Source organism: Occultella glacieicola, from assembly GCF_004353825.1.
GTDB classification, from domain to species: Bacteria; Actinomycetota; Actinomycetes; order Actinomycetales; family Beutenbergiaceae; genus Occultella; species Occultella glacieicola.
Genome location: NZ_SMNA01000013.1, coordinates 74,427 through 98,258, shown reverse-complemented (window position 1 = coordinate 98,258; position 23,832 = coordinate 74,427). Strand labels below are relative to the sequence as shown.

Annotated in this window: 18 protein-coding genes, 1 tRNA gene and 1 other RNA gene; 6 read left to right on the top strand and 14 right to left on the bottom strand. The window is 71.3% G+C overall.

Annotated features, from left to right (window positions below):
• Positions 1-1,659, bottom strand: coding sequence for an ABC transporter substrate-binding protein (locus EXU48_RS21145; RefSeq protein ID WP_133109675.1), 1,659 nt, complete (start codon positions 1,657-1,659; stop codon positions 1-3).
• A gap of 288 nt (positions 1,660-1,947) precedes the next feature.
• On the opposite strand from EXU48_RS21145, the gene EXU48_RS21140 reads away from it, so the two are divergent.
• Complete coding sequence (locus tag EXU48_RS21140) at positions 1,948-2,706, top strand: SDR family NAD(P)-dependent oxidoreductase (RefSeq protein ID WP_133109674.1); 759 nt, start codon at positions 1,948-1,950, stop codon at positions 2,704-2,706.
• 97 nt (positions 2,707-2,803) lie between these two features.
• On the opposite strand, the gene EXU48_RS21135 is transcribed toward EXU48_RS21140, so the two are convergent.
• From EXU48_RS21135 to EXU48_RS21120, 4 genes are read right to left on the bottom strand one after another with little or no spacing between them, the layout of a single operon-like run.
• Positions 2,804-3,925, bottom strand: coding sequence for a bifunctional 2-methylcitrate synthase/citrate synthase (locus tag EXU48_RS21135; protein WP_133109673.1), 1,122 nt, complete (start codon positions 3,923-3,925; stop codon positions 2,804-2,806).
• Positions 3,926-3,966: 41 nt separating this feature from the next.
• Positions 3,967-4,860 (bottom strand): methylisocitrate lyase, encoded by an 894-nt coding sequence (gene prpB / locus EXU48_RS21130; protein WP_133109672.1) that lies wholly within the window; start codon positions 4,858-4,860, stop codon positions 3,967-3,969.
• Positions 4,860-6,374, bottom strand: a complete 1,515-nt coding sequence (locus tag EXU48_RS21125; RefSeq protein ID WP_133109671.1) for an MmgE/PrpD family protein — start codon at positions 6,372-6,374, stop codon at positions 4,860-4,862. The genes prpB and EXU48_RS21125 overlap by 1 nt, the downstream gene beginning before the upstream one ends.
• Positions 6,371-7,087, bottom strand: a complete 717-nt coding sequence (locus tag EXU48_RS21120) for a GntR family transcriptional regulator (RefSeq protein WP_133109670.1) — start codon at positions 7,085-7,087, stop codon at positions 6,371-6,373. The genes EXU48_RS21125 and EXU48_RS21120 overlap by 4 nt, the downstream gene beginning before the upstream one ends.
• Before the next feature lie 201 nt (positions 7,088-7,288).
• Here EXU48_RS21120 and EXU48_RS21115 point away from each other — a divergent pair, with 201 nt between their 5' ends.
• A complete protein-coding gene (locus tag EXU48_RS21115) occupies positions 7,289-9,157 on the top strand; it encodes a S9 family peptidase (protein WP_133109669.1) in 1,869 nt (622 codons plus the stop codon).
• A gap of 7 nt (positions 9,158-9,164) precedes the next feature.
• Here EXU48_RS21115 and EXU48_RS21110 read toward each other — a convergent pair whose 3' ends face one another.
• The 3 genes from EXU48_RS21110 to EXU48_RS21100 all read right to left on the bottom strand — a co-directional run bounded on the left by EXU48_RS21110 (position 9,165) and on the right by EXU48_RS21100 (position 12,401).
• A complete protein-coding gene (locus EXU48_RS21110; protein WP_133109668.1) occupies positions 9,165-10,199 on the bottom strand; it encodes an aspartate-semialdehyde dehydrogenase in 1,035 nt (344 codons plus the stop codon).
• A 2-nt stretch (positions 10,200-10,201) separates the two neighbouring features.
• Entirely contained in the window at positions 10,202-11,473 is a 1,272-nt protein-coding gene (locus tag EXU48_RS21105) for an aspartate kinase (protein ID WP_133109667.1), read from the bottom strand.
• Between the two features lie 109 nt (positions 11,474-11,582).
• Positions 11,583-12,401 (bottom strand): sulfite exporter TauE/SafE family protein, encoded by an 819-nt coding sequence (locus EXU48_RS21100; protein WP_133109727.1) that lies wholly within the window; start codon positions 12,399-12,401, stop codon positions 11,583-11,585.
• Positions 12,402-12,555: 154 nt separating this feature from the next.
• Between EXU48_RS21100 and EXU48_RS21095 the strand changes: the two genes are divergently transcribed.
• Both EXU48_RS21095 and EXU48_RS21090 read left to right on the top strand, forming a co-directional pair.
• Positions 12,556-13,521 (top strand): ABC transporter ATP-binding protein, encoded by a 966-nt coding sequence (locus EXU48_RS21095; RefSeq protein WP_133109666.1) that lies wholly within the window; start codon positions 12,556-12,558, stop codon positions 13,519-13,521.
• The gene (locus tag EXU48_RS21090; RefSeq protein ID WP_133109665.1) at positions 13,518-14,612 is read left to right on the top strand and encodes an ABC transporter permease; all 1,095 of its coding nucleotides are present in this window, start codon (positions 13,518-13,520) and stop codon (positions 14,610-14,612) included. Before EXU48_RS21095 ends, EXU48_RS21090 begins: the two co-directional genes overlap by 4 nt.
• Positions 14,613-14,668: 56 nt before the next feature.
• Here the strand turns inward: EXU48_RS21090 and EXU48_RS21085 are convergent, their stop codons facing one another.
• From EXU48_RS21085 to EXU48_RS21065, 5 genes are all read right to left on the bottom strand, one after another.
• Positions 14,669-15,247: a DUF5063 domain-containing protein gene (locus EXU48_RS21085; RefSeq protein ID WP_133109664.1), complete on the bottom strand. Its 579-nt coding sequence runs from the start codon at positions 15,245-15,247 to the stop codon at positions 14,669-14,671.
• Complete coding sequence (gene recR / locus EXU48_RS21080; protein ID WP_133109663.1) at positions 15,240-15,845, bottom strand: recombination mediator RecR; 606 nt, start codon at positions 15,843-15,845, stop codon at positions 15,240-15,242. The genes EXU48_RS21085 and recR overlap by 8 nt, the downstream gene beginning before the upstream one ends.
• Entirely contained in the window at positions 15,845-18,727 is a 2,883-nt protein-coding gene (locus EXU48_RS21075) for a DNA polymerase III subunit gamma and tau (protein WP_133109662.1), read from the bottom strand. The genes recR and EXU48_RS21075 overlap by 1 nt, the downstream gene beginning before the upstream one ends.
• A 100-nt stretch (positions 18,728-18,827) precedes the next feature.
• An RNA gene (gene ffs / locus EXU48_RS21070) (signal recognition particle sRNA small type) lies at positions 18,828-18,924 on the bottom strand.
• Positions 18,925-19,084: 160 nt separating this feature from the next.
• Complete coding sequence (locus tag EXU48_RS21065) at positions 19,085-20,422, bottom strand: hemolysin family protein (RefSeq protein WP_133109661.1); 1,338 nt, start codon at positions 20,420-20,422, stop codon at positions 19,085-19,087.
• 186 nt (positions 20,423-20,608) lie between these two features.
• Here EXU48_RS21065 and EXU48_RS21060 point away from each other — a divergent pair.
• Positions 20,609-20,693, top strand: a tRNA-Ser gene (locus EXU48_RS21060).
• A 201-nt stretch (positions 20,694-20,894) separates the two neighbouring features.
• Here EXU48_RS21060 and EXU48_RS21055 read toward each other — a convergent pair.
• On the bottom strand, positions 20,895-21,986 hold the full coding sequence (locus tag EXU48_RS21055) for a type I restriction endonuclease (protein ID WP_133109660.1): 1,092 nt from the start codon (positions 21,984-21,986) through the stop codon (positions 20,895-20,897).
• 754 nt (positions 21,987-22,740) lie between these two features.
• On the opposite strand from EXU48_RS21055, the gene EXU48_RS21050 reads away from it, so the two are divergent.
• Positions 22,741-23,433 (top strand): phosphoglycerate mutase family protein, encoded by a 693-nt coding sequence (locus tag EXU48_RS21050; protein ID WP_133109659.1) that lies wholly within the window; start codon positions 22,741-22,743, stop codon positions 23,431-23,433.
• Positions 23,434-23,832 lie beyond the last annotated feature (399 nt).

The following is a 23,832-nucleotide window of genomic DNA, read 5'->3' as shown; positions in this document are numbered from 1 at the left end:
TCACGACTCCGCCCGCTCGAGGCCGAGCAGGGTCAGCGTGTTGTCCGTGCTCTGCTGCGGCGACGGTACGTAGCTGAAGTCCTCGGGGGTCGGCCAACCGGTCCATTCGCTCGCGTTGATGTCGATGAACCAGTAGCTGGTGTAGATCGGGCTGTACGGGACACCCTCCACGACGATCTGTTGCATCTCCTGTCCGAGTTCGCGCAGTTCCTCGGGGTCCGCGGTGGACGCCATCTGGGCGATCACCTCGTCGGTGGCGGGGTCGTTCCAGCGGCCGTAGTTGATGGCCGCCTGCTCGCCCTCGGGAGCCAGGTACTGCGAGCTCAGGCCGCTGTAGACCCCGTACACGCCCGCCCCTCCGGTGGCGTTGATCGTGATGTCGAACTGGCCGAGCTGCTGCTGTTCGAACAACGCGGCGCCCGGCGCCCCGGCCGGTGCGACCTCGAGGCCGAGGTGCTCGCGCCAGCTGTTGATCATGATGTCCGCGTAGGCCTCCCACCCGAAGTCCGTGTTGAAGGAGATCGTCGGGTTGTAGACCTGCCCGTCCCGCACGAGGGCGCCGCCTTCGACCGTGAAGCCGGACTGGGCCAGCTCGGCCAACGCTCCCTCGGCGTCGACCTCCTGCACCAGGCCCTGGTACTCGGGCCGCAGCCAGTCGGCGTAGACGCCGTCGACCAGTCCGGTGGGGCCGGCCTCGGTGCCCGGCCGGTTCAGCGTCGCCACGATGTCCGACCGCGGAATGGTCATCGCGAGGGCCCGGCGCAGGTGGACGTCGTCGAACGGGGCGCGGCCGGTGTTGAAGATCGCCGAGAACGCGCCACCCGTGGCATAGAGCTGGTAGTGGTTCGCCTCGGGGTCGAGGGCTACGAACTCCTCCTCACCGTTCGCCCAGGAGACCGTGCCCCAGTGGACGTCACCGCTGAGCAGCTGTGCCTTCACGGTGTCCTGGGTGACCGGAACCACCTTGAACGTCTGCACCTCGAAGGTGCCGCCCCAGTAGTCGTCACGGGCCTCGAAGGTCACCTGCTGCGGCGAGAAGTCCGCCACCGTGAAGCCACCGGTGCCCACCGGTTCGGGATTGGTCCAGGTGGTCAGCTCCTGCTCGCTCCAGATGTGCTCGGGCACGATCTGCAGGCTGGCGAACTGGTTCAGCGAGCTGTAGGACGGTGCCGCGTAGGTCACCTGGACCTCGTGTTCGGAGACCGCCTCCACGGACTCGTAGGTGGCGCCGGTGGCGTTCAGCTCGGCGTGCTCGAGGGGGATCGACAGCGAGAACGCGACGTCGTCCGCCGTCATGGGCTCGCCGTCGGAGAACGTGACGTCGTCCCGCAGCACGAACGTCACGGAGGTGCCGTCCGGGGAGAACGTCCAGGACTCGGCCAGCCACGGGGCGAGGTTCCCGCCGTCGCTGTAGTCGATGCGGACGAGCGGCTCGTAGACGAGCGAGCTGTTGGGGGACTTGTCCGTGGCCGGCGAGTACACGTTGTAGTTGAGCGTGTACGTCGTACCACCGTCGGTATTGCCGTAGACCAGGGCCGGGACGCTGTCGTCGGAGGTGCCGTCCGGGTCCGCCACGGTGTTCGGCGAACAAGCCGCCACCAGGGCGGCGGTGACCGCCAGCGGGAGGGCAACCCTCAGGATCGTGTGCTTGATGCGCATGAGAACTCTCTCGTCGTCGAGGTCGATCAGTCGATGCGCCGCGATGGTTCTCCGGGATGGTCATTCGTATGCCCATCGTGGCACGAGAATTTCCGCACGAGGCGGTACTACGTATGCGCAGACCATAGGCGGGAGTCCCGGAAGGCGTCAAGGGGGTGATCGGATCCCGCCGGAGCGGGCTCGGTCTCCGCTCCGGCGTCGTGGGACCGAGGGCCCAGGCGGGCCGCCGGTCCCACGCCTACGCTGAAGGCACAGCAACCTCAGCAACCTCAGCGACAGGAGACGGCGATGGCGGACTTCCGATTCGACGACAAGGTGGCGATCGTGACCGGGGGCGGCTCCGGTCTCGGCGAGGCGATCGCGAAGGAGCTCGCCGACGGCGGGGCGGCGGTGGTGGTCAGCGACCTGAACCTGGACGGCGCGACCCGGGTCGCGGAGGAGATCGTGGCGGCCGGTGGCACCGCGTCCCCGTTCGCGCAGGACGTGGCCGACGCGGAGTCCTCGCGTGCGCTCGTCGAGCACGCCGTGGCGACGTACGGCGGACTGCACCTGGCCGTGAACAACGCCGGGATCGGCGGTGCGCAGGCGCCGGCCGGCGAGGTCGACCTGGCCGACTGGGACCGGGTCATCGACATCAACCTCAACGGCGTCCTGTACGGGATGCGGTACCAGATCCCGGAGCTGCTCAAGGATCCCCGGCGCAGCGCGATCGTGAACATGGCCTCGATCCACGGCACCGTGGCGGCGATCGGCAACGGCGCCTACACGGCCGCCAAGCACGCCGTCGTCGGGCTCACCAAGAATGCCGCCGCGGAGTACGGCCCGGCCGGCCTGCGGATCAACTCCGTCGGCCCGGCCTACATCGACACCCCGCTGTTGGCCGGGCTGCCCGAGGAGTTCCGGGACGCGCTGATCGGGCGGCACCCGCTCGGGCGTCTCGGGCGACCCGAGGAGGTCTCGGCGCTGGTCTGCTTCCTGCTGTCCGAGCGGGCCAGCTTCATCACCGGCAGCTACCACCTGGTCGACGGCGGCTACACGGCCGTCTGAGCCCGGCCCGGCGCTGCGGCAGTCGGCGGGAGGCCCTGCCCGACGCGCGCGCTGCGCCACTGACCCGTCCCGCGGGTCAGTGGCGCAGCGCGGTGCGTCAGCCGCGCCGGGGCACCTCGCGCTGGTCCGGACCGACGTACTCGCTGAGCGGCCGGATCAGAGCGTTCGAGGCAGCCTGCTCCATGATGTGCGCGGTCCACCCGGTGACCCGGGAGGCGACGAACAGCGGGGTGAAGGTCGGGGTGTCGAAGCCCATCAGGTGGTAGGCGGGCCCGGCCGGGTAGTCGAGGTTCGGCTTGATGTTCTTGCGGTCCCCCATGGCCTTCTCGAGCGCAGCGTAGAGCGCGCCGAGGTCGGGCCGGTCGTAGTGGGCGACCAGGTCGTCCAGGACCGACTTCATGGTCGGCACCCGGGAGTCGCCGTTCTTGTAGACCCGGTGCCCGAAGCCCATGATCTTCTTCTTGTTCGCGAGCGCGTCGTCCAGCCAGGCCTCGGCGTTCTCGGCCGATCCGATCTGTTCGAAGGTCGCCATCACGGCCTCGTTCGCGCCGCCGTGCAGCGGCCCCTTGAGCGCGCCGATCGCGCCGACCACGGCCGAGTGCAGGTCCGCCAGCGTCGAGGTGATCACCCGGGCCGTGAACGTGGAGGCGTTGAAGGAGTGCTCGGCGTAGAGCACCATCGACACCTCGAACGCCCGCACCACCTCCGGCTCGGGGACCTCGCCGTACGTCATGTACAGGAAGTTCTCGGCGTAGCCGAGGTCCGCGCGCGGGGGCACGAGTTCCTGGCCGCGGCGTCGGCGCTGGTCGAAGGCGACGACGGCGGGGAGCTGGGCGAACAGGCGCAGAGACTTCGCGAGGCTCGCCTCGGGTGAGGGGTCCTCGGCGGCCGGGTCGTGCGCGCCGATCACCGACACGGCGGTGCGGCACACGTCCATCGGGTGGCAGGTGGTCGGCAGGGCCGAGACGACGTCGACGACGCCGTCGGGCAGGGCGCGCTGGGCGCGCTCGGCCTCGTTCTGGGCCGCCAGTTCCTCGGGCGTGGGCAGCTCGCCGTGCCAGAGCAGGTGGGCGACCTCCTCGAACGAGCAGTGCGCGGCGAGGTCCTGCACCGGGTAGCCGCGGTAGAGCAGCGAGTTGGTCTCGGGGTTGACCTTGGAGATGGCCGTGACGTCGACGACGACCCCGGCCAGCCCCTTCTTGATGTCCGTCTCGGTCATGGTGTGTCCTCCATCGTCGGTGGATCGCTTCGGGTGCCGGTTCAGGGCCGGTAGGTGAAGATCTCGGAGTCGAACTCGTTGTACGCGGCGTAGTCGAGCAGTTCGTAGAGCCGGGCCCGGGTCTGCATCCGGGGCACCACCCCCGCCTGGGTGCCGGCGGCGACGATCTCGTCCAGGCCCCGCTCGGCCTCCCCCATCGCCAGCCGGAGCAGGGTGACCGGATAGATGACGATCCGGACCCCGGCGGAGGCGAGTAGCGCCGTCGTGAACAGCTCGGACTTGCCGAACTCGGTCATGTTCGCCAGCACCGGGACCTCCACCGCGGAGGCGACGGCCTCGAACTCGCGCAGGTCCGCCATCGCCTCGGGGAAGATCGCGTCCGCTCCGGCGTCCACGAGCGCCCGGGCCCGGTCGACGGCCGCGGGCAGCCCCTCGAGGGCGCGCACGTCGGTGCGCGCCATGATCAGGAAGTCCGGGTCCCGGCGGGCGTCGGCGGCGGCGCGGATCCGTTTGACCGCGTCACCGAGCCCCACCACGGACTTGCCGTCCAGGTGCCCGCACCGCTTGGGGTTCACCTGGTCCTCGATGTGGGCGCCGGCGAGCCCGGCGTCCTCGAGGACCTGGATGGTGCGGGCCACGTTCATCGGTTCTCCGAACCCGGTGTCCGCGTCCACGATCGCCGGCAGGTTCGTCATCCGGGCGATCTGTCCGGACCGGGCCGCCACCTCGGTGAGGGTGGTCAGGCCGATGTCCGGCAGACCGAGGTCGGCGGAGAGCACGGCCCCGGAGATGTAGACCCCCTCGAAGCCCTTCTCCTCGATCAGCCGGGCCGAGAGCGGGTTGAACGCCCCGGGGAAGCGAAGCAGGTCCGGGCCCGCGAGAGCCTCGCGCAGCCCGCGCCGTTTGGCCGCCGCACTCGCCGGGGCGTGCAGCATCAGAACAGGCCCTTGGGTGAGCGCACCGTGCCGAGCAGCCCGGGCCGGGCCACCACGGTGAGCTGGGACAGCTCCCCCGGTTCGAGCTCCGGCAGCCGTGCCGCGACCGTGAGGAACCGGTCGATCTCGGCCGGCTCGAGGACGCCGTCGGCCAGGGTGCGGAACTTCTCGACGTACTGCGCGCGCTCGAACGGGCGGGCCCCGAGGGGGTGGGCGTCGGCCACGGCGATCTCCTCCACGATCCGCTGCCCGTCGGTGGTGGTGATCTCCATCCGGCCCCCGAACGCCTTCTCGGCCGGGTCCGTGGAGTGGTAGCGGCGGGTCCACTCGGGGTCCTCGGCGGTGGTGATCTTCTGCCACAGGGCCACGGTGTCCGGGCGGCCCGCCCGCTCCGGGGCATACGAGCGTTCGTGGTGCCAGGTGCCGTCCTGCAGCGCGACCGCGACGATGTACGGGATCGAGTGGTCGAGCGTCTCCCGGGTGGCGGACGGGGAGTACTTCTGCGGGTCGTTCGCGCCGGAGCCGATCACGTAGTGGGTGTGGTGGCTGGTGTGGATGACGATGGATTCGATCCGGCCCGGCTCGGCCAGTTCCGGGCGGGTCCGGTGCAGCCGCCGGGCCAGATCGATGAGCGCCTGCGACTGGTACTCCGCGGAGTGCTCCTTCGTGTACGTGTCGAGGATCCCGGTGCGCGGCTCCCCCGGGCCCGGCAGCGGCACGTCGTAGGTCGCGTCCGGCCCGTCCAGGAGCCAGGCGATCACGCCGTCCTCGCCCTCGTAGATCGGCTCGGGGGACGTCTGCCCGCGCATCGCCCGGTCGACGGCCTCGATGGCGAGCTTGCCGGCCAGGGCGGGCGCGTACGCCTTCCACGTCGAGATCTGCCCCTTGCGGGACTGCCGGGTCGCGGTGGTGGTGTGCAGCGCCTGCCCGATGGCCTGGAAGACCGTCTCGGCGTCCAGCCGGAGCAGGGTGCCGATGCCGGCGGCCGCGCTCGGCCCGAGGTGGGCCACGTGGTCGATCTTGTGCTTGTGCAGGCTGATCGCCCGGACCAGGTCGACCTGGATCTCGTACCCGGTGGTGATGCCCCGGACCAGGTCCGCACCGGAGGCGCCGGTGTGCTGGGCGACGGCGAGGATCGGCGGGATGTTGTCGCCCGGGTGGGAGTACTCCGCGGCCAGGAACGTGTCGTGGTAGTCGAGCTCGCGGACCGCGACCCCGTTCGCCCAGGCGGCCCACTCGGGGCTGACCCGCAGGTCCGGGCTGCGACCGAACACGGTCGCCCCGGGCGTGTACGGGTGAGCGAGCGCCTGCGAACGGGCCGCCACCACCGGCGCCCGCAGCAGGGACGCCGTCGCCACGGCCGCGTTGTCGATGACCCGGTTGATGATCATCTCGGTGACCTCGGGGGTCACCGGCACCGGGTCGGTGGCGAGCTCGGCGAGACTCCAGGCGAGTTGCTGCGTGCGGGGTAGGTCCTCGTCGCTGCGGTGGGTGCGTACCTGGTGGGTGATCATGGGGCCTCTCCGATTCGCGCGGTGGGTTCGTCGGCCGAGAGCGCCGTCGGCGCCGTCGGCAGCGGTCGTGCGGGGTCGTCCTCGTAGGTGTGCAGGATGTGGCCGAGGCTCGCGCGCAGGTGCACGAGGGTCGCGGCAGCCGCCAGTTCGGCGTCGGAGTCCAGGATGGCGCGGGTCACGCTCAGGTGCTCGCTGGCCGACTCCCGCAACCGGTCGGGGTGGTCCCGGGCTACCCGTCGCAGCCGCCTCAGGTGCAGCCGGACCCCGTCGAGGGCCTGGGACAGCAGCCGGCTCGCGGCCGCCGTGTCGATCGCGTCGTCGAGTCGCTGCACCAGGTCGTAGTAGGAGGCCCGGTCCCCGGGTGCGCCCAGATCCAGGTCGACGGCGGCGCCCAGGTCCGCGGCGAGGGCCCGGAAGGGTCCGGGGTCGCGTCGCTGCGCCGCGAGCCGGGCGAGCCGGGTCTCGACGGCGATCCGCAGGTCGAACAGGTCGCGCACGTCCGCGGGCGAGAGATCGGCGACGACGGCGCCCCGGGCGCCGGTGCCACGCACGAGTCCGTCGGCGGCGAGCCGGGCGAGCGCCTCCCGGACCGGGGTGCGGGAGACGCCGAGCCGTTGCGCCTGCTCCACCTCGCCCAGGGGTGTACCGGGCGGCAGCCGCCACTCGAGGATGTCCTCGCGCAGGGCGTGGTAGGCCCGCGAACCAGCCCGCATCAGATTCACCTGCCTTGGTCAGATCTTGACCCCAGCGTATACACCAATCCCTCGTTCTGACCAGTTCCGTCCGGAATCAGCCTCGCGTGTATACATTTCGACGCACCGGGTGGGCACGCCGGATCACCACGACCGCGTCGGCCACGGGCGCTCGTCGAACACCCGGCACCGCGGTCGGCGCGGTGGTCGTAGGCTGCCGACATGCCGATCGATCGCGTCACCGGCCGCACCCACCGGGCCACCGACCGCTCCGCCCGACCCGGCGCGGACGTCGAGACCTGGCCGCCGCCGCCCTGGGAGGAGCGCTTCCGGGCCCGCCGGGTCGGTCTGCCCGAGTGGGCGCACGCCAACCCGGACCGCGCGGTGGTGATCGCCACCGCGGGTGGGGCGCAGCAGGTGCACTCCTGGACCGTCTCCACCGGTGCGCTGGTGCGCGCGACCGACCGCCCGCACGGCACCACGGACGCCACGATCGACCCGACCGGGGCGTGGATCTGGTGGTTCGACGACCACGACGGCGACGAGTTCGGTACCTGGCGGCGGCAACCGTTCGGCTCCACCGTGACCCGCCGGCCTGAGCACCCGATCAACCTGCCGCCTGCCTACTCCGCCGGGCTGCTGCTCCACGACGACGGCACGGCCGTGATCGGGCGCAGCGATGAGAGTTACGGAACCCAGATCCACGCCGTCCGGGCCGGATACCCCGATGCCGTGCCCGTGCCGCTGTACCGGCACGCCCAGGACGCGGAGGCGGCTGCCCTGAGCCGGGACGGCAACCTGGTGGCCGTCGAGCACAGCGAGCGCGGCGACAACCGGCACCCGGCGATCCGGGTCCTCTCGGTCGACAACGGCGCCGCGGTCGCGGACCTGGACGACGGGCCCGGTCTGGGCCTGTGGGCGATCGCGTTCGCACCACACGCCGCCGACTCGCGGCTCCTGGTCCGGCACGAGCGGTCCGGCGCCAACCGGCTGCTGATCTGGGACGTGCGGACCGGGCTGATCCGTCCGATCGAGCCGGGCCTGCCGGGCGACGTCTCGGACGCGGACTTCTACCCGGACGGGCGCGCCCTGCTCATCGCCCAGGACCACGAGGCGCGCACCCTCCTGTTCCGCTACGACCTCCAGGACGGCTCCGTACGGCAGGTGGGCTCCGCCGTCGGGACGGTCTCCGGGGCAACGCCCCGGCCGGACGGTGACGTCTGGATCGCGCGCTCGTCCGCGGCTGAACCCCGGGACGTGGTCTCGGCCGCGAGCGGGGCATCCCTGATCACGCTCGGCGGGAAGCGGCCGCCCACGTCCGTGCCCGTGGAGGACGTCTGGGCGGACGGCCCGGGTGGGCGCATCCACGGCCTGCTCCGCCGCCCGGCGACCGGGTCCGCCCCCTACCCGGTGATCGTGGACGTGCACGGCGGCCCGACGTGGCACGACTCGGACTCCTTCGACCCGTACGCGGCCGCGTGGTCCGACCACGGGTTCGCGGTCCTGAAGGTCAACTACCGGGGCTCCACGGGGTACGGCTCGGCCTGGCGGGACGCCCTCGAGGCGAAGGTCGGGTTCACCGAGCTCGCGGACATCGCCGCCGTGCACGAGGCCCTGGTGGCGGACGGGACCCTCGATGCGAACCGGTCGGTGCTGGCCGGGGCGTCCTGGGGCGGGTACCTGACCCTGCTCGGGCTCGGCACCCAGCCGGAACGGTGGTCCCTCGGCATCGCCGGCGTTCCGGTCGCCGACTACGTCGCCGCCTACGCCGACGAGATGGACAGCCTGAAGGCGTTCGACCGGTCCCTGTTCGGCGGTTCGCCGGAGGAGGTGCCGGAGGCCTACCGGGTCTCCTCACCGCTGACCTACGTCGACGCGGTCCGGGCCCCGGTGTTGATCCTCGCGGGTCAGAACGACCCGAGGTGCCCGTACCGGCAGATCGAGAACTACGTGACCGCGCTGCGCGGCCGGGGTGCGGTGGTGGAGACCTACACCTACGACGCCGGACACGGGTCCTACGTGGACCACGAGCGGATCCGGCAGATGCGGGCCGAACTGGAGTTCGTCACCCGGCATCTGCCGGCCGGCTGAGGACCCTTCAGCGGGCCGCGAGCAGTTCCGCGATCTGGATGGTGTTGAGCGCGGCGCCCTTGCGCAGGTTGTCGCCGACGACGAACAGGGCCAGGCCGCGCCCGTCCGGCACCCCCGGGTCCTGACGGATCCGCCCGACGAGGCTGGGGTCCTGCCCGGCCGCATCGAGCGGGGTGGGCACCTCGGCGAGCTGCACGCCCGGGGCGGTGGCGAGGACCTCGGTGGCCCGGGCCACGCTGAGCGGCTGCGCGAACTCGGCGTTGATGGACAGCGAGTGTCCGGTGAACACGGGCACCCGCACGCAGGTTCCGGAGACCAACAGCTCGGGCAGCCCGAGGATCTTGCGGGACTCGTTGCGCAGCTTCTGGTCCTCGTCGGTCTCCCCGGAGCCGTCGTCGACGAGGTTGCCCGCGAGCGCGACCACGTTGAACGCGATCGGCGCCACGTACGTCGTCGGTTCGGGGAAGGTGACCGCCTTGCCGTCCTCGGTCAGGGCCCTGGTGTCCTGCCCGACGGCGGCCCGCACCTGGGTGTCCAGTTCGTCCACGCCGGCGAGGCCGCTGCCGGAGACCGCCTGGTAGGTGGACACGATGAGCCGCTGCAGGCCGGCCTCGTCGTGCAGTGCCTTGAGCACCGGCATCGCGGCCATCGTGGTGCAGTTCGGGTTCGCGATGATGCCCTTGCGGGCGTCCGCGATCGCCTCGGGATTGACCTCGGAGACCACCAGCGGCACGTCGGGGTCCATCCGGAACGCGGAGGAGTTGTCGACCACGGTCACGCCGGCCGCGGCGAACCGCGGTGCCTGCGCCCGGGAGGTGCCCGCGCCCGCGGAGAACACCGCGATGTCCAGGTCGGAGACGTCCGCGGTGGCGGCGTCCTCGACCACGATGTCCTCACCCTTCCAGGGCAGTGTGGTGCCGGCCGAGCGGGCGGACGCGAAGTACCGCACCGCATCCGCGGGGAAGTTCCGTTCCTCGAGCAGGCGGCGCATCACGGCGCCCACCTGCCCGGTGGCGCCGACGACGCCGATCCGAACGCCCATGCTCAACGCCCCGTTCCGCCGTAGACCACGGCCTCGACCTCGTCGGCGTCCAGCCCGAACGCCGTGTGCACCGCCCGGACCGCGGGGTCCAGGTCCTCGCTGCGGGTGACCACCGAGATCCGGATCTCCGACGTGGAGATCATCTCGATGTTGATGTTGGCGTCCCGCAGGGCCCCGAACAGCCGCGCCGAGACCCCCGGGTGGGAGCGCATCCCGGCCCCGACCAGGGACAGCTTGCCGACGCCCTCGTCGTAGTTGAGGCTCTGGTAGCCGAGTTCGGTGGCCTTCGCCTCGAGGGCGTCCTTCGCCGCCTTCGACTGGTCGGTCGGCAGCGTGAAGGAGATGTCGGTCAGGCCGGTCTTCTGCTCGGAGACGTTCTGCACGATCATGTCGATGTTGACGCCCGCGGCGGCCACGGCCTCGAACAGCTGGGCGGCCTTGCCGGGCACGTCCGGGACGCCGACCACGGTGACCTTGCCCTGGGAGCTGTCGTGGGCCACGCCGGAGATGATGGGGTTTTCCATGGGTCCTTCTTCGGTGTCTGCGTCGGTCACGAGCGTGCCCTCGTTCAGCGAGAACGAGCTGCGCACATGAATGGGAACGCCGTAGCGGCGGGCGTATTCCACGGCCCGCAGGTGCAGGATCTTCGCGCCGTTGGCCGCCATCTCGAGGGTCTCCTCGGTGGTGATCCGGTCGATCCGCCGCGCGGCCGGCACGATCCGCGGGTCGGCGGTGAACAGTCCGTCGACGTCGGTGTAGATCTCACACACGTCCGCGCCGAGCGCGGCGGCGAGCGCCACGGCGGTGGTGTCCGAGCCGCCGCGGCCCAGGGTGGTCACGTCGTTGGTGTGCTGGGTGACGCCCTGGAAGCCCGCCACGATGGCCACCGCACCCCCCTCGAGAACCCGCTGGATGCGGCTCGGGGAGACGTCGATGATCCGGGCGTTGCCGTGCGAGGTGTCGGTGATGACACCGGCCTGCTGACCGGTGAACGCCTGGGCGTCGGTGCCGAGCTCGTGGATCGCGATCGCGAGCAGCGCCATCGAGATCCGCTCGCCGGCGGTCAGGAGGATGTCCATCTCCCGGTTCGGCGGGCTGTCGGACAACGCGCCGGCCAGGTCGAGCAGCTCGTCGGTGGTGTCGCCCATCGCGGAGACCACCACGACCACGTCGTTGCCGGCGGCCTTGGTCTCGGTCACCCGTTTGGCCACACGCTGAATGCTGGCCGCGTCAGCGACCGACGATCCGCCGAACTTCTGGACGATGAGTGCCACGGAGGCTCCGATGGGGTGGGGAAAATGGAACGTCTGATTCTAGAGCGGACCAGTCCGTGGACACGGCGCGGTCCGCATCGCGAAACCTGTCGTCCGGGCCCGCCGCGGATCAGTTGCCGCTGACGACGTCCCAGGTGAGCTTCACGATGAGGGCGGCGACCACCACCAGGAACGCGACCCGGATGAAGCCGCTGCCCCGGGCCACCGCCATCCGCGCCCCGATGTAGGCGCCGAGGATGTTCGCGGCACCGACCCCGATCCCGATCCCCCAGAGCACGGCGCCGTACGGCACGAAGAACACCAGCGCACCGAGGTTCGTGGCGAAGTTCACGATCTTCGCGAGCGCGCTGGCGGGCAGGAACGCATACCCCAGCACGCTGACCAGGGCGATGACCAGGAAGCTGCCGGTCCCGGGGCCGAGCAGCCCGTCGTAGGCCCCGATCGCTAGGCCGATGCCGGCGGCCGCGCCGTAGTGCCGGTTCCCGCTCCAGCGCAGGTCGGTGACCGCCCCGAGCCGCGGCCTGGCCGCCGTGTACACCGCGACCAGGACGAGCACCACGATGATGATCGGGCGCAGGGCGGACTCCGGGATGTTCGAGGCCAGCGCCGCGCCGCCGACGGCCGCGAGGAAGGCCGCGATCGCCATCGGCGCGGCCGTGCGCAGGTCCGGATGGATCCGCCGGTAGTAGGTCAGGGAACTCGTGGAGGTGCCCATGATGGACCCGACCTTGTTCGTGGCCAGGGCCTGCACCGCGGTGATGTCCGGGACCAGCACCAGCAGGGCGGGCAGCTGGATCAGCCCGCCGCCGCCCACGACGGCGTCGACCCAGCCCGCCGCGAACCCGGCCAGCAGGATCAGGGCGATCACGCCGAGCGTCAGCTCGATGCCGCCGGTCCCCGGGAGGGTGATCGTGGCGTCGGCGAGCATCGGGGCGTGGGGCACCGAGCAGGTCTACCACCTCACCGGGCTCGACGCCGAACGGATCCGGACCGTGAGGCACACGGGACGGCCACAGGATCCACGCAGGCCGCACCGGCCGGAACCAGCCCGAAGGTGGGGAGCCGGCCCTACCGTGTGGGTCATGTCGACACCTCAGCCGGCGGGGCCCGGCGCCCCGCCCGACCCGCCGCCGGGGATCCTCGCGCGGGACCTGCACCGCTCGTTCGGCACCGTCCGGGCGGTGGCCGGGGTGGACCTGACCGTGCGGCGCGGCTCGGTGACCGCGCTGGTCGGCCCGAACGGCTCCGGCAAGACGACCCTGCTGCTCATCCTGGCGGGACTCCTCGCCCCGGACCACGGCTCCGTGCTGGTGGCCGGCGCCGACCCCGGGTCGTCGGCGACCGCCCGGTCCCGGGTCGGCTGGATGCCCGACGCGTTCGGCACCTGGGACTCCCTGACCGCGGTCGAGGTGCTCACCACGATGGCCGGCGCCTACCGGCTGCCGGCCGGGCAGGGCCGGGCGCGGGCCTGGGAGCTCCTGCGGACGGTGCACCTCGACGACCTGGCCGCCGCACCCGCGCACACCCTCTCCCGCGGGCAGAAGCAGCGCCTGGGGATGGCCCGGGCGCTGATCAACTCCCCCGAGGTGCTGCTGCTGGACGAACCCGCGTCCGGGCTCGATCCCCGCTCGAGGATCGAGATGCGCTCGCTGCTGCGCGGCCTGGCCGCCGCCGGCACCACCGTGCTGATCTCCTCCCACGTGCTGGCCGAGCTGGACGAGATGGTCGACGACGCCGTGTTCCTCTCCCGCGGCCGCACGGTCAGCTCCGAACAGCTGCGCGTGGGCGTCACCGAGCGCCGGTGGCGGCTGCGCACGCTCGACGGTCCGGCGCTGCAGCGGTGGGCGTCCGCGGCCCGGGTCACCCTGCACCCGGACACCGACGCGCCCGACGGTGCCGGCTCGGTCCTCGTCGATCTCACCGATGACGCGGCTGCGGCCGCGCTGCTCGCCGCAGCGGTCGGGGCCGGGGTTCCGGTGGTCTCGCTCGCTCCCGTCAGCGGCCGGCTCGAGCAGGCCTACCTCTCCCTGGATACGGAGCGACGATGACGACCTTCGACGTGCCTTTGGAGCCCGGCCACCCCTTGGACCCGGCGCCGCCCGGGCCCGACACCTCCGCCAGGGCGATCTCCTGGCAGGGCGTCCGCACGATCGCCGTCCTGGAACTGCGGCAACGGATCCGGTCGACCCGCTGGCGGGTCGCCCTGGCGGTCTGGTTCGCGCTCGTCGGCCTGGTCAGCATCCTGATCGGCGGGGCGTTCGCCGCTCTCGGCGGTGACCCGACCTGGTCCTTCGGGCTGGTCCTGATGTTCGTGCTCGGACTCGGCCTGGTGGTGGCGCCGACGCTCGCGTCCACCGCCATCAACGGCGACCGCAACGCGGGAACCCTCGCGATCCTGCAGGTGACGCTGCTCTCCCCGGCGGACATCGCCGTCGGGAAGCTGCTCGCCGGCTGGGCCGCGGCGCTCGCGTTCCTCGCGGTTTCGCTGCCGTTCCTGATCTGGAGCGCACTGCTCGGCGGCACCACCGTGGCCGGGTTCTTCCTCTCCATCGTGGTGCTCGCGCTGCTGCTCGGGGTGGTCTGCGCGATCGGGCTCGGGTTCTCCGCGCTGACCGCCCGCACGGCCGGATCGAGCGTACTCACCTATGTGGCCGTCGCCTCGCTCACCGTGATCTCGCTGATCCTGTTCGCGCTGACCGCGCCGCTGGTGACCACCACGGAGGAGGTCGAGGTCTACGGCGTCAGCGAGGAGGCCATGGCCGGTGACCAGACCTACGAGTGCGAGACGTTCACGGCCCAGCGCGAGGTCACCCACACGGAGCGGACCTGGTGGCTGCTCGCGATCAACCCGTTCGTGATCCTCGCCGACACCGGCGCCCAACCGGGCCTGGACCCGCGGGACTCCGGCCCGTTCGAGGCGATCCGCTCGGCCACGAACCAGGTGCGCAGCGGCCCACCGGACGTGCATCAGGAGTGCTGGCTGGACAGCGCGCCGCCGCCGACGGTCGATGACGCGGCGCCGATCTGGCCGTGGGGCCTCGCGGCGAACCTGCTGCTCGGGGCGGTCGGGCTCGCGGTCGCGATCCGCCGGCTCAGGGTGCCCTACCGCACGCTGCCGGGCGGCACCCGGGTCGCGTAACCGCGGGCTGCCGGCGCGGCCGCCGGGCCGCGGCTCTCACACGCCGTCACCGGGGTTCAGGCGCCGCCGTGCAGCGCGTCGAACTCGGCCTCCCCGGCGATGTCGTCGTCCACGTCCAGGCGCAGGTGCGAGATCAGGCTGAGCAGGACCCGCATCGCGCTGGCCGCGCGCTCACCCCAGGCCGACAGGTAGGAGAACTGCCACCACCACAGGGCCTCCGAAGGGTTCCCGGCCCGGTGGTGCTGCAGGCCGACGCTCAGGGCCTGGGCGACGTCGGACAGGTCGTTGCTGAGCGCACCGGCGCTGACCTCGGGGCTGACCAGCGGGTCGGCGACCTCGGTGTACTCGTCGATCCCCTCGAGCACGTTCGCCAGGGACACCCGCAGCGGTTCGAGGTCGCCCTCGGGGCCGTCGTCGGGCTCGAACCGTTCGGAGGGCACGATGTCCACGATGGCGCCCAGGCGGGCGCCGGCGGCGCTGAGGTCGGAGACGGCGAGCAGGAGCAGCGGGATGGAGGCGTCCGGGCTCACCCCGGCAGCGACCTCGCGGACCGTGTCCAGGTAGCGTTCGGCGACCCCGGCGGTCGCGGTGGCCAGCACCAGCAGGTCATTGTCCAGTCCGTGGCTCTCAGACATCGATGCTCCTCCGTCCCTCGAACGCCCGGCCGAGGGTGATCTCGTCCGCGTACTCCAAGTCTCCACCCACCGGCAGACCGGAGGCCAGCCGCGAGATGGTCAACCCCATCGGCCGCAGCATCCGGGCCAGGTAGGTGGCCGTGGCCTCGCCCTCCACGTTCGGGTCGGTGGCGATGATGATCTCCTGCACGGCGCCGTCGGCCAGCCGGGTCATCAGCTCCCGGATCCGCAGGTCGTCCGGGCCGACCCCGTCGATCGGGTTGATGGCCCCGCCGAGCACGTGGTAGCGGCCGCGGAACTCCCGGGTGCGCTCGATCGCGACGACGTCCTTCGCCTCCTCGACCACACACAGGATCGACGGGTCGCGGCGTGGGTCGCGGCAGATCCGGCACTGGACGTCCTCGGAGACGTTGCCGCAGATCTCACAGAACCGGACCTTGCTCTTGACCTCGGTGAGCACGGCCGCCAGCCGCTGCACCTCGGCCGGGTCGGCCGCGAGGATGTGGAACGCGATCCGCTGGGCGCTCTTCGGGCCCACCCCGGGCAGCCGGCCCAGTTCCTCGATCAGGTCGGCGATGATCCCCTCGTACGCGGCCATCAGGGCGCTCCGTCCGTGGTCTCGGTGATCTCATCGATCACGGTGCCGCCGAGCAGGCGGGCCACCAGCGGCGCCCCGATCAGGGACGAGGACTCGATGTCCGGGTCGGACATGTCGGGTTCGTCCATCGGTACCGGACCGGGGCCCGACGGCGTCCGGTCGCCACCGCGGCTGCCGGCGCCGCTGGTGTGGGCGCGGGCGGCCGCGAACGCGGCGTCGCGGGCGGACGCGGACGACGGGCGGTCCGCGAGCGCGGAGCCGCGGGGTGCTGCCGCTCGGGACGCCCCGGCCGGGCCCCCCCGGAACCGGTCGGGTGCGGGACCGTCGTCGAAGTCCGGCGGTTCCGCCGGCGGGATGTCGTCCTCCGGCACCGGTGGGCGCGCACCGGCCGACGATCCGGGCCGGCCACCCTGGCTCGACGCACCGCCGGCTCCATCTGTCGGGGTCGGCCGGTCGCCCCCATCGGACTCACCACCGGCTCCACGCCTGGCGGTCGGCCGGTCGCCCCCGTCCGACTCACCGCGGGCTCCGCCCCTGGCGGTCGGCCGGTCGCCCCCGTCCGACTCACCACCCGCTCCACCCCTGGGGGTCGGCCCGTCGCCCCCGCCCGACTCACCACGGGCTCCGCCCATGGGGCCGGGCCGGTCACCCGGACTCCCCTCGCGGCGCACGCCGCCGGAGGGCGGGTCCTCGCCGGTGGTCGGTGCGGGCGGGTCCTCGGGGATGTCCCACGGCGGCGGTGGGAAGTCGTCGTCCGCGGCTGGCGTTCCGGTGGCCGTGGCTCCCGCCGGCTCGGGGTCCTCGGCGTCGGCCGCGCCGGCGTCCGCGTTGCCCGTCGGTGACGCCGACCGCGTCGAGGACTGCGTCGGCCGGTGTGCCGGCTCGGGCCGGACCTCGGACGAAACCTCGTGTGCGGGTTCGGCCGCCTGCGGCCGCGGGGCCTGCTCCGGAGCGGTCGATCGCGGTGCCGTACCCGCCGGCGCGGCCGGCCGGCCCCAGTCGGCCTCGGCCCGGCTGACCGCATCGTTCACGGAAGCCTGAGCGCCGCCGCTGGCACCGGCCGCATCCGGGCCGGAGCCGCCGTCGCGATCAGCCGTTGGCTCGGACTGCCCGGCCGGAGCGCTGCCGTCGGCGACGACGGCGTCGATGCGCACGTTCAGGCCGAGGGTCTCCGACAGTGCTCGCTGCAGGTGCTCGCCGTGAGGGCCGTTGCGGAACGCGGAGGCGAGCCCGGAGGTCGAGAACCCGAGCGCGAGGTTGGTCGCGGTCAGGTCGACGACCTGAGCGTCCTGGGAGATGAGCGCCCACGTGGTGCGCTTGATCCTGGTCAGCGTCTCCAGGACCTCGGGCCAGCGCCGACGCACTTGCTCCGCGGTCATCCCACCGGCGCCGCCCGACGGCGCGACCGGATCGGGCGCTGCGGGCTTGGCCGCGGCGGGCGGCTCGATGCGCTCGGTCGGCACCGGGTTCTCAGCGCGCTCCGACGGCACACCGGGCTCGGTGCGCTCGGCTGCCGCGCGGGGGTCGGCGCCCTCCGACGCCGCAGGCGGTTCGGCGTGCTCGGTTGCCGCAGGGGGCGCAGCGTGCCCGGCTGGCGGGACCTGCTCGGCCGGCTCGGCGGACGGAGCAGGCTCGGCCCCCGCGGGGACGGGGGCCGGCGGCACCGTGGAGGTGGGCGCCGGGGGCACCGCCACCGGCGAGCGCGGGGACAGTGGCGCGGCGCCGCTGAGGGCCCCCTCGAGCCGGTCCAGGCGCGCGTTGAAGCCGTCCACCCCGTCATCCGCGGCGGGCAGCAGGAGGCGCGCGCAGAGCAGTTCCAGTTGCAGCCGGGGCGACGTCGCTCCGACCATCTCGGTGAGCGCGAGGTTCACCAGGTCCGCGGCCCGGGACAGGGCGCCGAGCCCGAGGTGCTGGGACTGCACCCGCATCCGCTCGAGCTGGTCCTCGGGGACGGCCCGCAGCACCGTGCCCGCCTGCTCCCCGGCCGCGAGCACCACGATCAGGTCCCGCATCCGCTCCAGCAGGTCCTCGACGAACCGGCGCGGCGCGTGCCCGGAGTCGATGACCCGCTCCACGACCCGGAAGAGGCTGGCGCCGTCCCGCGCGGCGAGGGCGTCGATCGCGTCGTCGAGCAGCGCGCCGTGGGTGAACCCGAGCAGCGCGACCGCCCGCTCGTAGGTGACCTCACCGGCGTCCGCGCCGGCGATCAGCTGGTCGAGCACCGAGAGGGAGTCCCGCACCGAGCCGCCACCGGCGCGGACCACGAGCGGCAGCACACCCGAGGCCACCGAGATCTCCTCGGCGACGGCGAGCCGGTCCAGGTAGGCGGTGAGCTGCTCCGGCGGGACGAGTCGGAACGGGTAGTGGTGGGTCCGGGACCGGATCGTGCCGATCACCTTGTCCGGCTCGGTGGTGGCGAACACGAACTTCACGTGCGCCGGCGGTTCCTCGACGAGCTTGAGCAGGGCGTTGAAGCCCTGCGTGGTGACCATGTGCGCCTCGTCGAGGATGAAGATCTTGTACCGGTCCCGGGCCGGGGCGAACGCGGCCCGCTCACGCAGCTCACGGGCGTCGTCGACACCGTTGTGGCTGGCCGCGTCGATCTCCACGACGTCGAGGCTGCCGGGGCCGCCGCGGGCCAGCTCCACGCAGCTGTCGCAGGTGCCGCACGGGGTATCGGTCGGGCCCTGCGCGCAGTTGAGGCAGCGGGCCAGGATCCGGGCGGAGGTGGTCTTGCCGCAGCCGCGGGGCCCGGAGAACAGGTACGCGTGCGTCACCCGGTTCGCCCGCAGGGCAGCCATCAGCGGCTCGGTGACGTGCTCCTGCCCGATCACGTCGGCGAACGTCTCTGGCCGGTAGCGGCGATACAGCGCGGTGCTCACCCGATCACAATAGGCGGCAGCACCGACGTTGCCCCAGTCGCCGGTGCGCTCCGGCCGCGAAGCCCCGGCTGCGGCCGCCGCCGACCGGGCAGAGGCGGGCATGAAGGACCCCCCGCGTACCCATCAGAGCCCACCTGCCCTTGCTGCCTTCCGGCCCTGGGGGGGTTCAGCGGGATGACGCCACACGGGGGGTCTGCCGTCCATACTAACCGGGCGTTCGGACAGGTTCGAACCGGCCGACCAGCGCGCACAGGTGCGCCGACCACCCGAGGCGAGCATCCGCCGTCGGGCACGGGACGAAGCCGGCACCGACCACGACGGCGACCATCCGCCGTCGGGCATGCCCAATCGGCGGCTTCAGCTGCCGGTCTCGGTCCGGTGCACCCGCACCGTGACGATCCGGTGCCCGTCGATCTCGACCGCCTCGAGGACGTGGTCGCCCGCCGGCACCACGTCGCCGACCTGCGCGACCCGGCCCAGCCGGTCCAGGAAGTAGCCGCCGACGGTCTCGTAGTCGCCCTCGTCCACCAGCTCGAACCCGACCCGGTCGGCGAAGTCCTCGAGGTTGAGGCCGGCGTCGATCAGGCCGTCGTCCTCGGCCGGTGACGCGTCCCCGACGAGCTCGACGTCATGCTCGTCGTGGATCTCGCCGACGAGCTCCTCGACGAGGTCCTCCAGCGTCACGATCCCGTCCGTGCCACCGTACTCGTCGATGACGACCGCGATGTGGATCCGGGCCCGCCGCATGATGGACATCGAGGGCAGCAGCGCGTTCGTGGAGGGCAGCACCACGATCTCGCGGGCCAGGTCCCGGACCTTCTGCGCGGACGTGCCCGGGTGCACGGTCGGGGGCACCTCGTCGTCCGGGGCGAGGGTGGCGACGTCGGCGAGGAAGAGGTCCCGGACGTGCACGAAGCCGAGGATGTCGTCGAAGTCCTCACCGATGACCGGGTACCGGGAGTACGGCTGGTCCGCGATGAACCGGGTCGCCTCGCGGATGCCGAGGTCGCCGTCGAGGAACGCGACCTCGTGCCGGGGGCGCATCACCTCGCTGACCGAGCGTTCGCCCGCGTCGAACACGTCCCGCAGGATCTGCCGCTCGTCCTCGGGCAGGCCCTCGTGGGCGATGACCAGGCCACGCAACTCCTCGTCGGTGATCTCCTCGTTCGTGGCGTTCGGATCGCCGCCGAACAGCCGCACGACGGCGTTCGTGGACACCGAGAGCAGCCAGATCACCGGCCGCATCAGGGTCGAGAACCGGTCCAGTAGCGGGCCGACGCCGAGGGCGACCCCGGTGGAGCGCTGCAGCGCGAACCGCTTCGGCACGAGCTCGCCGAGCACCAGGGACAGATACGCGATCAGCAGCGTCATCACGATCAGGGCCACCGTGCTCGCGGCGGACTCCGGCATCCCCCAGCCGACCAGGATCGGGACGAAGTCGGGGGCGATCGTGGACGCCCCGTACGCCGCGGAGAAGAACCCGGCGACCGTCACACCGATCTGGACGGCGGCCAGGAACCGGTTCGGGTCGCGGGCCACGGCGGCCACCCGGGCACCCCGTTCGCTCTTCTCGGCGATCTGGTCGATCTGGCTCTCGCGCAGCGACACGAGCGCGATCTCGGTGGCCGCGAAGACCCCTCCGATGAGGATGAACAGCAGCACGAGGCCGATGCTGACGAGCGTGCCGCCGTCCATCAGCGGGCCGTTCCGGCGGGCGGCTCGGCGGCGCGTCGCAGTCGGGCGGGTCTATGCGGAGGGTCGTCCATATCACCATGCAACCGTCTGGGCCACGGTCGGCGCAACCGACGCGCTGTGTGGCGGGTCACGGCAGCCGGTTCGGAACCGCCGCCCAACTCGGGTATCCTCGTGGACGCCTGACCAGGAGGATTCGCCTAGTGGCCTATGGCGCACGCTTGGAAAGCGTGTTGGGTGCAAGCCCTCGGGGGTTCGAATCCCCCATCCTCCGCCCAGCAGTCTCCAGGATCCCGCCAGAAACACCAGTTTTCGGCGGGATTCTGTTGTTCTTGCCCGAGCCGCGATGTGCAGTAGTGGGCACGAAGATCGTCAACGGCACACCCACGCCCTCGGCGTCCTCGACACCCTCGGCGGTACCCGCGCGGTAACGGCGGCACACAACCTGATCCGGCGCCAAGCGCGGCGATGGTGCTCAGAGGTAGTTGTGCACGGTCTTGCGGATGTGCTCGGCGTGCTCGTAGATCTCATCGAGCGAGGTGATCGGGTGTCGTGTCTCGGCCTTGTCCTCGTCGAACAGGCCAAGGTACTTCTGGCCGGTGTTGAAGTGCAGGCGGGCGATCGGCTTGCGGTTGTTATCGTCGAGCAGGATGCCCATGTAGCTCTTGGTGTCGCGGTGCATGATCCGCGCTGGCGTGATCTCGCTGCAGGCGATAGCGCGCACGATCTGGTAACCCTCGACCTCCTCGAGCGTGGTCTCGATGCCACGTTCATCGGACGCCTTGGCCTCAGCGACGCTCTCCACGGCCGCCTCGGCCCCCGTCATCGGCACGGTCGTGTCGGCGTAGGTCTGGCCACCGAGCGCTGCCTTGAGGCGGTCGTTGACCTGGTCGGCGAGGAACTGCTTCATGGCCTTGGGCACTAGGACGCGGAACTGCTCCTTGACCTTCTGGGTGAACGAACCGTCGTAGACCTGGTTCGTCAGTGCCTTGACCCACTCGTCGTCCGGCTCACGGAACTGGGCGGCCAGCGCCCGCTTGAGCGCGCCGATGTACTTGAGCTCCTCGGCGGCGCTGACGATCGAATCAAGGTCGAACGCGTCCTTGGTGAGTTTCTGGACCTCCGGGATGAGCGTCTCGTCGAGGTCGAGCAAGTCCAACTGGAGGAACGGCTTCTCGTCCATCCGGTTGGGCTTGTCGAGGTCGGTGAAGAAGTGGAAGTGCTGCCCGTTGGTCAGGATCGCGATGCGTGCGTTCGTTGTCGCGAAGTAGCGAAACAGCTGCGAGGCGTGGTTCAGGCTGAGCGAGGAGCCGACCGTCTTGGCCTCGATGAGCATCTGGAGTTCGCCGCCCTTGACGATGGCGTAGTCAATCTTCTCGCCTTTCTTCGTCCCGACGTCTGCAGTGAACTCCGGGATCACCTCGCTCGGGTTGAACACGTCATACCCAAGGACCAGGGAAATGAACGGCATAACGAAGGCGTTCTTCGTCGCTTCCTCAGTCCCGATGGACGCCTTCTGCTGCTCGATCTTCGTCGCAAGTGACGCCAGCCGCTCGCCGATATCCATTCTGCACCCCTTTGTCGGAAACTCCGCTTGCGTCGGAGCCTAGTGGTTTCCGCACCACCGAAGTGGGGCGATTCGGGGCTCATCGCAGATGGGGTGTAGCAGCCGTCTGAAGCCGCCTGCTTCCAGGAGTGATCGGGCGATGTAGTGGGTCAGGTTGCGGAAGCCGAGAGCGGAGCCGACCCGGGCCCCTCTAGCAGCCGGCTGAGATCGTCGCACGCTGACACACTCGCTCGTCGGACCATCATCGGCCTGCTCGCGCTGGTACTTACCTCGTGCACTGCTGAGACTGGCGACCCGACGCCTCCTGCGGCCAGAGCGCGCGCCACGACCACGGACGTACTAGCACCATCCGCGACCGCGGCCCCCAGTGCCGCGCCATTTCAGCGGCTTGCGTCGAGGCAATGAGGCCGCCGATGAGGAAATGACGCGGACGGGAGGAGCGGAGAAAACAGCCATCCGGGCCACCGTGACAACGTGCACGAACGTCACAGATTGGGTCGAAACGCTCATGCTCCATCCAGGCGCTGTGGGACTGACCGGTGCGGAGTCCATCGACCCAGGGATCGATCTGGCGGCCCTGTGCCACGAGAACCCCGCTCCGGTCTGCGAAGGCACACGTGCACAGGGACTCAACGAGGGCCTGGCAGCAATGATCGACCACGATCGACCGTTTCCGGATGCCTGAACCGTCGTCACCGCGGGTGAACGGCTTCGCCGCGCACCGGACTGGCCGAGTCTCGGGAAGAATGTGCCTGTGCGCTTCGTAGTGATCAGACACGGCCAGTCGGCCAACAACCTCCTCGAGTCCCAGACCGGCGCCTCCATCGGCCGTCACCACGACCCCGAGTTGACCGACCTCGGCCACACCCAGGCCGCTTTGCTGGCTCAGGCGGTCGCGGCCGGGGTGCTGCCCTGGCAACTCACCCACATCCACACCAGCCTGATGACACGCGCGGTGCAGACCGCCGCGCCACTCGCGGACGCCGTCGACCTCCCGCTGCTTGGCCACCTCGACGCCTACGAGACGGCCGGCGTCTTCATCGACGGTGAGGACGGCATGCCCAGGACACACCCCGGCGCGACGGCAGACGCGCTCCAGGCGGTCAGCTCACGGCTGGTGCTACCAGCCGGCGCCGGACCGAACGGCTGGTACGTCAAGCCCTACGAGCACGACCATCAGGCGCGCGCCGAACGTGCGCGCATCCTGATCGAGGGGCTTCGCGAGCAGCACCAGGCGACCGACGTGGTCGCCCTTCTCACGCACGGGGCGTTCTTCCAGCACCTGTTTCGCTCGTTCCTCGGCATCACGGCCATGACCGGCTGGGTCACCAAGCACAACACCGCGATCAGCCTGTTCGCTGACGAGCCACTGACCGATCTCACGACCATGACCGCGCGCGCCATCGACTGGATGCCGCACCTGAGCGAGGACCTCGTTTCGACATGAGCACCGCCAGCGACGTACGGCTGTCCCAGGCCCTCTAGCCGATCTCGCTCGCCCAGTCCGTGAAGGTCGAATCCCGCATCGAGCGCTTTCGCCTGCTTGATAAGGGCGTCCCTAGCCGAAGCGTTGCGCGAGCAGGTAGACGTCGGCCTTGGATTCATAACCGAAGGAGGGACCGGGCCGGAGACGCCGAAGGCCGCGTGGGCCAGAAAGTTCTCTGACGGACCGCCGATGCGGGAAAGCCTGGCTCGGGTCATCGAGGCCGACGGTGGCCGCGACGCCGCTGAGAACTCCTACTTCGAGGGCGCGAACGACCCGCGCTTCGTGATGCTTGAGACGGCGCAACGACGGTTCAAGAGTCAGTTGCGGAGGCGGTTGAGGCACCGTGCTTCCAGCACGCGT

Bases quoted from the DNA above. Each gene is read 5' to 3' on its own strand.
- EXU48_RS21145 (WP_133109675.1), bottom strand. From the start codon at position 1,659: ATGCGCATCAAGCACACGATCCTGAGGGTTGCCCTCCCGCTGGCGGTC.
- EXU48_RS21140 (WP_133109674.1), top strand. From the start codon at position 1,948: ATGGCGGACTTCCGATTCGACGACAAGGTGGCGATCGTGACCGGGGGC.
- EXU48_RS21135 (WP_133109673.1), bottom strand. From the start codon at position 3,925: ATGACCGAGACGGACATCAAGAAGGGGCTGGCCGGGGTCGTCGTCGAC.
- prpB (WP_133109672.1), bottom strand. From the start codon at position 4,860: ATGCTGCACGCCCCGGCGAGTGCGGCGGCCAAACGGCGCGGGCTGCGC.
- EXU48_RS21125 (WP_133109671.1), bottom strand. From the start codon at position 6,374: ATGATCACCCACCAGGTACGCACCCACCGCAGCGACGAGGACCTACCC.
- EXU48_RS21120 (WP_133109670.1), bottom strand. From the start codon at position 7,087: ATGCGGGCTGGTTCGCGGGCCTACCACGCCCTGCGCGAGGACATCCTC.
- EXU48_RS21115 (WP_133109669.1), top strand. From the start codon at position 7,289: ATGCCGATCGATCGCGTCACCGGCCGCACCCACCGGGCCACCGACCGC.
- EXU48_RS21110 (WP_133109668.1), bottom strand. From the start codon at position 10,199: ATGGGCGTTCGGATCGGCGTCGTCGGCGCCACCGGGCAGGTGGGCGCC.
- EXU48_RS21100 (WP_133109727.1), bottom strand. From the start codon at position 12,401: ATGCTCGCCGACGCCACGATCACCCTCCCGGGGACCGGCGGCATCGAG.
- EXU48_RS21095 (WP_133109666.1), top strand. From the start codon at position 12,556: ATGTCGACACCTCAGCCGGCGGGGCCCGGCGCCCCGCCCGACCCGCCG.
- EXU48_RS21090 (WP_133109665.1), top strand. From the start codon at position 13,518: ATGACGACCTTCGACGTGCCTTTGGAGCCCGGCCACCCCTTGGACCCG.
- EXU48_RS21085 (WP_133109664.1), bottom strand. From the start codon at position 15,247: ATGTCTGAGAGCCACGGACTGGACAATGACCTGCTGGTGCTGGCCACC.
- recR (WP_133109663.1), bottom strand. From the start codon at position 15,845: ATGGCCGCGTACGAGGGGATCATCGCCGACCTGATCGAGGAACTGGGC.
- EXU48_RS21065 (WP_133109661.1), bottom strand. From the start codon at position 20,422: ATGGACGGCGGCACGCTCGTCAGCATCGGCCTCGTGCTGCTGTTCATC.
- EXU48_RS21055 (WP_133109660.1), bottom strand. From the start codon at position 21,986: ATGGATATCGGCGAGCGGCTGGCGTCACTTGCGACGAAGATCGAGCAG.